This is a genomic window from Streptomyces sp. 8N706 (assembly GCF_052245415.1).
Taxonomy (GTDB): Bacteria; Actinomycetota; Actinomycetes; order Streptomycetales; family Streptomycetaceae; genus Streptomyces.
Window position 1 is genome coordinate 25,540 of record NZ_JBQQBW010000075.1, and the last position, 8,443, is coordinate 33,982.

Consider the following 8,443-nt stretch of genomic DNA (forward strand, 5'->3'; position numbering starts at 1 on the left):
GCAGACATGACGACGCCCCCGATCGAGCTCAAGCCCTCCTCCCACCCGCTGCCGGAAGCGGAGCGCGAGGCGGTCCTGGCCAACCCCGGCTTCGGCCGCCACTTCACCGACAACATGGTGACGATCAAGTGGACGGAGGGCCGCGGCTGGCACGACGCACAGCTCGTGCCGTACGCGCCGCTGTCGATCGACCCGGCCAATATGACCCTGCACTACGCCCAGACGATCTTCGAAGGGCTGAAGGCCTACCGCCAGCCCGACGGTACGGTCGCCACGTTCCGGCCGGACCAGAACGCTCTGCGCTTCCAGGCCTCCGCCCGGCGCCTGGCCATGCCCGAGCTGCCCGTCGAGACCTTCATCGCGGCCTGCGACGCACTGGTGACCCAGGACAGGGCGTGGGTGCCGAGCCAGGGTGAGCAGTCGCTCTACCTGCGGCCATTCATGTTCGCCACCGAGGTCGGGCTGGGCGTCCGGCCCGCCAACGAGTACCTTCATGGTCATCGCCTCGCCTGCGGGCGCGTACTTCCCCCGCGGGGTCAAGCCCGTCTCCGTCTGGCTCTCCGAGGAGTACGTCCGAGCCTGTCCCGGCGGCACCGGCGCCGCCAAGACCGGCGGCAACTACGCCGCCTCCCTGGCTGCCTCCGCCCAGGCCACCGAGCAGGGCTGCGACCAGGTGGTCTGGCTGGACGCGATCGAGCGCCGCTGGATCGAGGAGATGGGCGGCATGAACCTCTACTTCGTCTTCCGTGAGGAGGACGGCACGCGGCGCATCGTCACCCCCGAGCTGTCCGGCTCGCTCCTCCCCGGCATCACCCGCGCCTCGCTGCTGCGGATCGCCGAGGACCTGGGCTACGAAGTCTCCGAGGGCCGGATCTCGGTGGAGGACTGGAAGAACGGCAACGCGGACGGATCGCTGGCCGAGGTCTTCGCCTGCGGCACGGCGGCGGTCATCACCCCGGTCGGCTCGGTGAAGTCCGCCCGGGCGAACTGGACGGTGGGCGACGGGGAGCCGGGCGAGGTCACCACCGAGCTCCGCAAGGCGCTGCTCGACATCCAGACCGGTGCGGCTCCCGACCGGCACGGCTGGATGCACCCGCTCGGCGGATGACGTTCCGCTGAGGGACCTCCGCGGCGAGGTGAAGGGCCGCACCCGGCGCGCTGTCCGGGTGCGGCCCTTCGCACGACTGCCTGGTGAGGGCGTCCCGGGCACGGACAGGCTGCTCCTCCTTCCCCCAGCGGCGGCCCCGCCGCACAGCCGATGGAACACCCCCGGCGCGTCCTTCCCACATCCGGCTGCCCGGCAGGCGGCGGCGGCTGGCGTCCGGGAGGCGCTCCGCCGCACGGCGGGCGCGCGGCCGAGTTCCGGCGGCGCGCCCACATCGTGAGACCCTGCCGCACACGGAGCGCATTCCGTGCCAGACTGCCCCCGTGCTCTCGTTCGCCATGATTATTGGCAGCAGGCGCGCCGGTCCGCAGTGACCCGCACCGTCATCACCATGTACGGAGCGGACACCGTGTCTCCAGACCCGCGCGCAGACCTCTCGCACCCGCGAGAGGTTTTTTCGTTCCCGGCCATCCACCCGGGAGGCGGAGCGCAGGGGATCATAGTGGGGGCACCTCCCAGCGGTGGCTGGGAAAGGTGGAGCCGGTCTCCTCCCGCCTTCGGCGCGGGGGACCCCAGGTAGACTGAGATCCCATAACAGGAGTCAGATCAGATGACGGACGCAACCGACCCCTCTCATCCCGGGGACGACTTCCATGTCTTCGACACCACGCTGCGCGACGGCGCACAGCGTGAGGGCATCAACCTCACCGTCGCGGACAAGCTGACGATCGCCCGGCACCTGGACGACTTCGGGGTGGGCTTCATCGAGGGCGGCTGGCCCGGTGCGAACCCGCGGGACACGGAGTTCTTCGCCCGCGCCCAGTCGGAGATCGACTTCCGCCACGCCCAGCTGGTGGCTTTCGGCTCGACCCGCCGGGCGGGAGTGGCGGCCGCCGACGACCCGCAGGTGCGGGCGCTGCTGGACTCCGGAGCCCCGGTGATCACGCTGGTCGCCAAGTCCCACGACCGTCATGTGGAGCTGGCCCTGCGGACCACGCTGGAGGAGAACCTGGCGATGGTGCGGGACACGGTGGCGTATCTGCGGTCCCAGGGCCGGCGCGTCTTCCTCGACTGCGAGCACTTCTTCGACGGCTACCGTGCCAACCCCCAGTACGCCAAGCAGGTCGTCCGTACGGCCGCCGAGGCCGGGGCGGACGTGGTGGTGCTCTGTGACACCAATGGCGGCATGCTGCCCGCCCAGATCCAGGCGGTCGTGGCGACCGTACGGGCCGACACCGGTGCGCGGCTGGGCATCCACGCCCAGGACGACACCGGCTGCGCGGTCGCCAACACCCTCGCCGCGGTGGACGCCGGTGCCACGCATGTGCAGTGCACCGCCAACGGCTACGGCGAGCGGGTCGGCAACGCCAACCTCTTCCCCGTCGTGGCCGCGCTCCAGCTGAAGTACGGGCGCCGGGTGCTGCCCGAGGGCGCGCTGGCGGAGATGACCCGGATCTCGCACGCCATCGCCGAGGTCGTCAATCTCACCCCGGCCACGCACCAGCCCTACGTCGGTCTGTCCGCCTTCGCCCACAAGGGCGGACTGCACGCCTCCGCCATCAAGGTCGACCCGGACCTGTACCAGCACATCGACCCCGAACTGGTCGGCAACACCATGCGGATGCTGGTGTCCGACATGGCCGGCCGCGCCTCCATCGAGCTCAAGGGCAAGGAGCTGGGCATCGACCTGGGCGGGGACCGCGAGCTGGTGACCCGGGTCGTCGAGCGGGTCAAGGAGCGGGAGCTGGCGGGCTACACGTACGAGGCCGCTGACGCCTCGTTCGAGCTGCTGCTGCGCGAGGAGGTCGAGGGCCGGGCCCGGCGCTACTTCCGTATCGAGTCCTGGCGCGGCATCGTCGAGACCCGCCCGGACGGTACGCACGCCAATGAGGCGACGGTGAAGCTGTGGGCCAAGGGGGAGCGGATCGTCGCCACCGCGGAGGGGAACGGCCCGGTCAACGCCCTCGACCGGGCGCTGCGTGTGGGTCTGGAGCGGATCTATCCTCAGCTGGCCAAGCTGGAGCTGGTCGACTACAAGGTCCGCATCCTGGAGGGCAAGCACGGCACGGAGTCCACGACCCGAGTGCTGGTGTCCACCAGCGACGGCAGCGGTGAGTGGTCGACCGTCGGTGTCGCGGAGAACGTCATCGCCGCGTCCTGGCAGGCGCTGGAGGACGCGTACACGTACGGGCTGCTGCGGGCGGGCGTCGAGCCCCAGGAGTAGCCGAGCCCCGGAATCCAGGAGGAGTCGGGCCCGGATATCAGGAGCAGGCGGGTTTCAGGAGCGGCGGAGCATCGCGTACGGCTCGTGCCCCGGCCGGGGAGTCCCGGCCGGGGCACACTGTCGCGCGCCACACCCGCGCTCGGGCCTGCGGGGCCGACGTGACCGCGCAGATGTCGAAGCTCAGCTTCACCGTGTCACTGATCATGACACCGCCGGCCTCCAGGTCCGCGTTCCGCGTCAGGCCGCAGTCCGAGCGGAGGCTCTCGGTGGTGCCCTCGAAGCCCACGCGCTCATTGCCGTAGACGCCGATGGCGGAGCCGTTGAACTCCAGGTCGATGGAGAGCGGGCGGGTTCGGGCAACCCGGGCCGACGGCTCCGGTGTCGGCCTTCCGGCGCGGACGGTCATGCGCATTGATGCGGGTGGCGTGCCGTGCTAAGCCAACGGACAGCAGGTCCACGACACTGTGCAAGGCCCTCCCGCCGGAAGGACTCACCGTGCCGCTCCCGCCCGTCTGGTCCCGCCGCGGCTTCCTCACCGCCACCGCTGCCACCGCCACCGCCGCCACCACGGGCCCGAGCGCTGCCGCCCTCGCCGCCGCCGGGCCGGTCGGACCGGCGGGCGCCGCGTCGGCCGGTGCGCCCGACGAGTTCGAGGCGTTGCGGCGGCGCTGGCTCGGACTCCAACTCGGCAGCGGCTACGACCCGGGCGCCGAGCCGTACGCCTCCCGGCTGAGGGAGACCGGCGACCTCGCTCGCGCGTTCCGCTCGACGATGCGCCCCACCGGCCGCTCCCTGTGGCCCGACTGCCCCTTTGACCCTCCCGCCGGTATCACCCGTGGCTACAACCGGCTCTCCACCATGGCTCAGGCCTACGCCCAGCCCGGCACCGGCCTCACCGGTGACGCCGGCCTCGCCGCCGCTGTCGTCCGCGGCCTGGACCACCTCGAAGCAACGGTCTACAACCCCTCCGCGACCCGCTACGGCAACTGGTGGGAGTGGCAGATCGGCAGTCCCAGGCTGTTGCTCGACACGGTGGCGGTGATGTACGGGCAGCTCGATGAGGACCGTCGCACGGCGTATCTCGCCGCCGTGGACCACTTCGTGCCCGACGCGATGCTCGGTGACTACACCGGCACCAGCACCGGCGCCAACCGTGTCGACCTCTGCCGCGGCGTGGCTCTGCGCGGCGTCCTGGGCCGCGCCCCGGCGAAGCTGGCCCTCGCCCGCGACGCCCTCTCGCCCGTCTTCCCCTACGTCACCGAAGGCGACGGCCTCTACGCCGACGGCTCGTTCATCCAGCACACCTGGGTGGCCTACTCCGGCACCTACGGCCATGTCCTCCTCGACGGGCTCGGCCGGCTGTTCACCCTGCTGGCCGGATCGAGCTGGGAGGTCACCGACCCCCGCCGGCAGATCGTCCTCGACAGTGTGGAGCGGGCGTACGCGCCCCTGCTGCTGGACGGTCTGATGATGGACGGCGTCAACGGCCGGGCGATCTCCCGCGGGCTGCTCCGTGGCGACGAGCGCCGGATCATGCGCAGCGACCACTACCACGGGCATCTGCTGATCGCGGCGGTCGCGCTGCTCGGCGGCGCCGCGTCGAGCGCCGAGCGGGAGCGCTGGAACGGCATGGTCCGGGGCTGGATCGCCCGGGACGTCACCAGTCCGGTCCTCACCGACCGTCAGTTCGGCGTCGCGGACCTGGCCCGGCTGAAGGCGGTCGCGGACGGCCCCGGCCCGGTGACCCCCGAACCCGTGGGACACCAGCTCTTCCCCGCGATGGACCGGGCGGTGCACCGCCGCCCCGGCTGGGCCGCGAACATCTCGATGGCCTCCGACCGGATCGCCCACTACGAGAACGGCAACGGCGAGAATCCGCGCGGCTGGCACACCGGCGCCGGAATGCTGCACTGGTGGGGCCCCGGCGGCGGAGGCCAGTACACCGACTGTTTCTGGCCGACCGTCGACTGGTACCGGCTGCCCGGCACCACCGTGTCCACCAAGCGGCTCGCCGACAACGAGGGCGGCGGATGGGGTGAGCCGAAGCCCGCGGTGCGGTGGGTCGGAGGGGTCACGGACGGTGAGTTCGCGATGGTGGGCCAGCATCTGAAGGGGCTGTCGAGCACGCTCGACGCGAAGAAGTCGTGGCTCTGCGCCGCCGACACCATCGTCTGTCTGGGCGCCGGTATCACCGCCCGGGACGGCACCCGGGTGGAGACCGTCGTCGACAACCGCAATCTGGGGGAGAGCGGTGCGCCGGCGCTCACGGTCGACGGCGTGACGCAGCCGGGCGAACCCGGCTGGGCGGACACCTTCCCCGGAGCCCGGTGGGCCCACCTCGCCGGGCACGGCGGCTATGTGTTCCCGGGCGGCGCCCGGCTCGGCGCCCTGCGCGAGGCTCGGACCGGCTCCTGGCACGACATCAACGCCGGCGGTTCGCCCGACCCCGTCACCCGCCGCTGGCTCACCCTGTGGCACGACCACGGCACCGATCCGGCCGACGCGTCGTACGTCTATCTGCTGATGCCGGGGGCGAGCCGCCGGACCGTCGCGGTGCGCGCCGCCGACCGGCACTGGCTGACCGTCCTCGCCAACTCCGCCCGGCAGCAGGGCGCCGCCATCCCCTCGTTGGGCCTGACGGCGGTCAACTTCTGGGAGCCCGGTAGGGTCGGTCCGCTCACATCCTCCGGTCCGGCGAGTGTGCTGCTGCGGCGACGGGGCGGCCGTACCGCCACGGTCGGTGTGAGCGATCCCGCGCGGCGCGGAGCCGGCGTGGACGTGACCTGGGACCGTCCGGTCCGCCGGGTACTCGCCCGGGACGCCTCCGTCGAGGTGCTCTCCACCGGCCGGTCACTGCGGCTGCGCGTCACCGCGGGTTCCGCGGGTCACACGCATGGCTGTACGGTCTCCCTGGGGTGAACGCGGGGGCACGGTTGTGGAATCTCTACAGCCCGTCGGGGGTTTGTGTCGTACACACCGGCCGTACAAGTGGTGGTTCTGTCCAAGGGGTCCAGGAAAACGGGCAGGACACTGTACGAAGTCGACGGCCCGTTTTCGGGGGGACTGTTCGTAGGGTCGTTGCATGACCCTTCTCGACGAGACGCCCGGTGAGGCGAGCGATACCCGTGGGCGGGTGGCCGAGCTGCGCGCGATCCGTGAGCAGGCCCACCGAGGGCCCAGTGACCGGGCGACCGAGGCCCAGAAGGCCAAGGGCAAGCTGACCGCGCGTGAGCGTATCGACCTCCTCCTCGACGAGGGGTCGTTCCATGAGGTGGAGCCGTTGCGGCGGCACCGGGCGACCGGCTTCGGGCTGGAGGCCAAGAAGCCCTACACCGACGGTGTGGTCACCGGATGGGGCACGGTCGAGGGCCGTACGGTCTTCGTGTACGCCCATGACTTCCGCATCTTCGGCGGTGCGCTGGGCGAGGCCCACGCCACCAAGATCCACAAGATCATGGACATGGCCATCTCCGCCGGTGCGCCGCTGGTGTCCCTCAACGACGGCGCGGGCGCCCGGATCCAGGAGGGCGTCTCGGCGCTGGCCGGCTACGGCGGGATCTTCCAGCGCAACACCAAGGCCTCGGGCGTGATCCCGCAGATCTCGGTGATGCTCGGCCCCTGCGCGGGCGGCGCCGCCTACTCCCCGGCCCTGACCGACTTCGTCTTCATGGTCCGTGAGACCTCGCAGATGTTCATCACCGGCCCGGACGTCGTACGTGCGGTGACCGGCGAGGAGATCACCCAGAACGGGCTCGGCGGCGCGGATGTGCACGCCGAGACCTCGGGCGTGGCCCACTTCGCCTACGACGACGAGGAGACCTGCCTCGCCGAGGTCCGCTACCTCCTCTCCCTGCTGCCCGCCAACAACCGCGAGAACCCCCCGGCCGTTCCGGCCGAGGACCCCGCCGACCGGCGTGGGGAGGCCCTGCTGGACCTGGTCCCCGCCGACGGCAACCGGCCCTACGACATGCGCAAGGTCATCGAGGAGATCGTCGACGACGGCGAGCACCTCGAGGTCCACGAGCGCTGGGCGACCAACATTCTGTGCGTCCTGGCCCGGATGGACGGCCAGGTCGTGGGCATCATCGCCAACCAGCCCCAGTCCCTGGCCGGTGTGCTGGACATCGAGGCGTCCGAGAAGGCCGCCCGCTTCGTCCAGATGTGCGACGCCTTCAACATCCCGATCATCACCCTGCTCGACGTCCCCGGCTTCCTGCCCGGTGTGGACCAGGAGCACGGCGGGATCATCCGCCACGGCGCCAAGCTGCTGTACGCCTACTGCAACGCCACCGTGCCCCGGATCTCCGTCGTCCTGCGCAAGGCCTACGGCGGCGCCTACATCGTCATGGACTCCCAGTCCATCGGTGCCGACCTCACCTACGCCTGGCCCACCAACGAGATCGCCGTCATGGGCGCCGAGGGCGCCGCCAACGTCATCTTCCGCAAGCAGATCGCCGAAGCCGACGACTCCGACGCCATGCGCACCCGCATGGTCAAGGAGTACAAGGCCGAGCTGATGCATCCGTACTACGCCGCCGAGCGCGGCCTCGTCGACGACGTCATCGACCCCGCCGACACCCGCCACGTCCTCATCAGCTCCCTGGCCATGCTGCGTACCAAGCACGCCGACCTGCCCTCCCGCAAACACGGCAACCCCCCGCAGTGACGGAGACCCTCATGAGCACCGACCGCCACCTCGTCCGCGTCGAGAAGGGCCACGCCGACCCCGAGGAGCTCGCCGCCCTCACCGCGGTCCTTCTCGCCCGTGCCGCCGCCGGGCCCGGCCACCGCCACGCCGCGGCCCCGCACCGCAGCACCGCCCGCTGGCGCCGCCTCGAGCGCACCCCCGGCTTCCGCGCCCCCCACAGCTGGCAGGGCTGAGCCCCGTATCGCTCCAATTGCTGTACGCGATCCGTTGCCGTACACCAAGAAGTCCCCGTCCTCCTCGGAGGGCGGGGACTTCTCGGCGTACGGTCCGTGCTACCGCAGCCGGGCCATCAGGGCGTGCTCGACGAGCGTGATGAGGGCGCTCTTGGCGTCGGCGCGGTGGCGTGCGTCGGTGGTGATGATGGGGGCGTCGGGGCCGATCTGGAGGGCTTCCCGGACTTCTTCGG

The 8,443-nt window shown here is 71.3% G+C and carries 4 protein-coding genes and 3 pseudogenes; 5 read left to right on the forward strand and 2 right to left on the reverse strand.

Going from position 1 to position 8,443, the window contains the following annotated elements; translation table 11 throughout:
• The first annotated feature begins 6 nt into the window (after positions 1-6).
• Positions 7-1,108, forward strand: a pseudogene (locus tag ACTWQE_RS24065) (branched-chain amino acid aminotransferase).
• A gap of 607 nt (positions 1,109-1,715) precedes the next feature.
• Positions 1,716-3,329: a citramalate synthase gene (gene cimA, locus ACTWQE_RS24070; RefSeq protein ID WP_443331115.1), complete on the forward strand. Its 1,614-nt coding sequence runs from the start codon at positions 1,716-1,718 to the stop codon at positions 3,327-3,329.
• A gap of 142 nt (positions 3,330-3,471) precedes the next feature.
• Here cimA and ACTWQE_RS24075 read toward each other — a convergent pair.
• Positions 3,472-3,681: pseudogene (locus tag ACTWQE_RS24075) on the reverse strand (YceI family protein); the annotation flags it as partial.
• A 143-nt stretch (positions 3,682-3,824) separates the two neighbouring features.
• Between ACTWQE_RS24075 and ACTWQE_RS24080 the strand changes: the two are divergent.
• The 3 genes from ACTWQE_RS24080 to ACTWQE_RS24090 all read left to right on the forward strand — a co-directional run bounded on the left by ACTWQE_RS24080 (position 3,825) and on the right by ACTWQE_RS24090 (position 8,210).
• Positions 3,825-6,248, forward strand: a complete 2,424-nt coding sequence (locus tag ACTWQE_RS24080; protein ID WP_443331116.1) for a polysaccharide lyase 8 family protein — start codon at positions 3,825-3,827, stop codon at positions 6,246-6,248.
• Between the two features lie 163 nt (positions 6,249-6,411).
• The gene (locus ACTWQE_RS24085; protein ID WP_443331117.1) at positions 6,412-7,995 is read left to right on the forward strand and encodes an acyl-CoA carboxylase subunit beta; all 1,584 of its coding nucleotides are present in this window, start codon (positions 6,412-6,414) and stop codon (positions 7,993-7,995) included.
• 11 nt (positions 7,996-8,006) lie between these two features.
• Positions 8,007-8,210 carry an acyl-CoA carboxylase epsilon subunit gene (locus tag ACTWQE_RS24090; protein ID WP_443331118.1) on the forward strand — a complete coding sequence of 68 codons (204 nt, stop codon included), beginning with the start codon at positions 8,007-8,009 and terminating at the stop codon, positions 8,208-8,210.
• 99 nt (positions 8,211-8,309) lie between these two features.
• Here the strand turns inward: ACTWQE_RS24090 and ACTWQE_RS24095 are convergent.
• Positions 8,310-8,443, reverse strand: a pseudogene (locus tag ACTWQE_RS24095) (ATP-binding protein); the annotation flags it as partial.

Excerpts from the sequence above, each read along its gene's own strand:
- ACTWQE_RS24085 (WP_443331117.1), top strand. The coding sequence starts at position 6,412 with ATGACCCTTCTCGACGAGACGCCCGGTGAGGCGAGCGATACCCGTGGG.
- cimA (WP_443331115.1), top strand. The coding sequence starts at position 1,716 with ATGACGGACGCAACCGACCCCTCTCATCCCGGGGACGACTTCCATGTC.
- ACTWQE_RS24090 (WP_443331118.1), top strand. The coding sequence starts at position 8,007 with ATGAGCACCGACCGCCACCTCGTCCGCGTCGAGAAGGGCCACGCCGAC.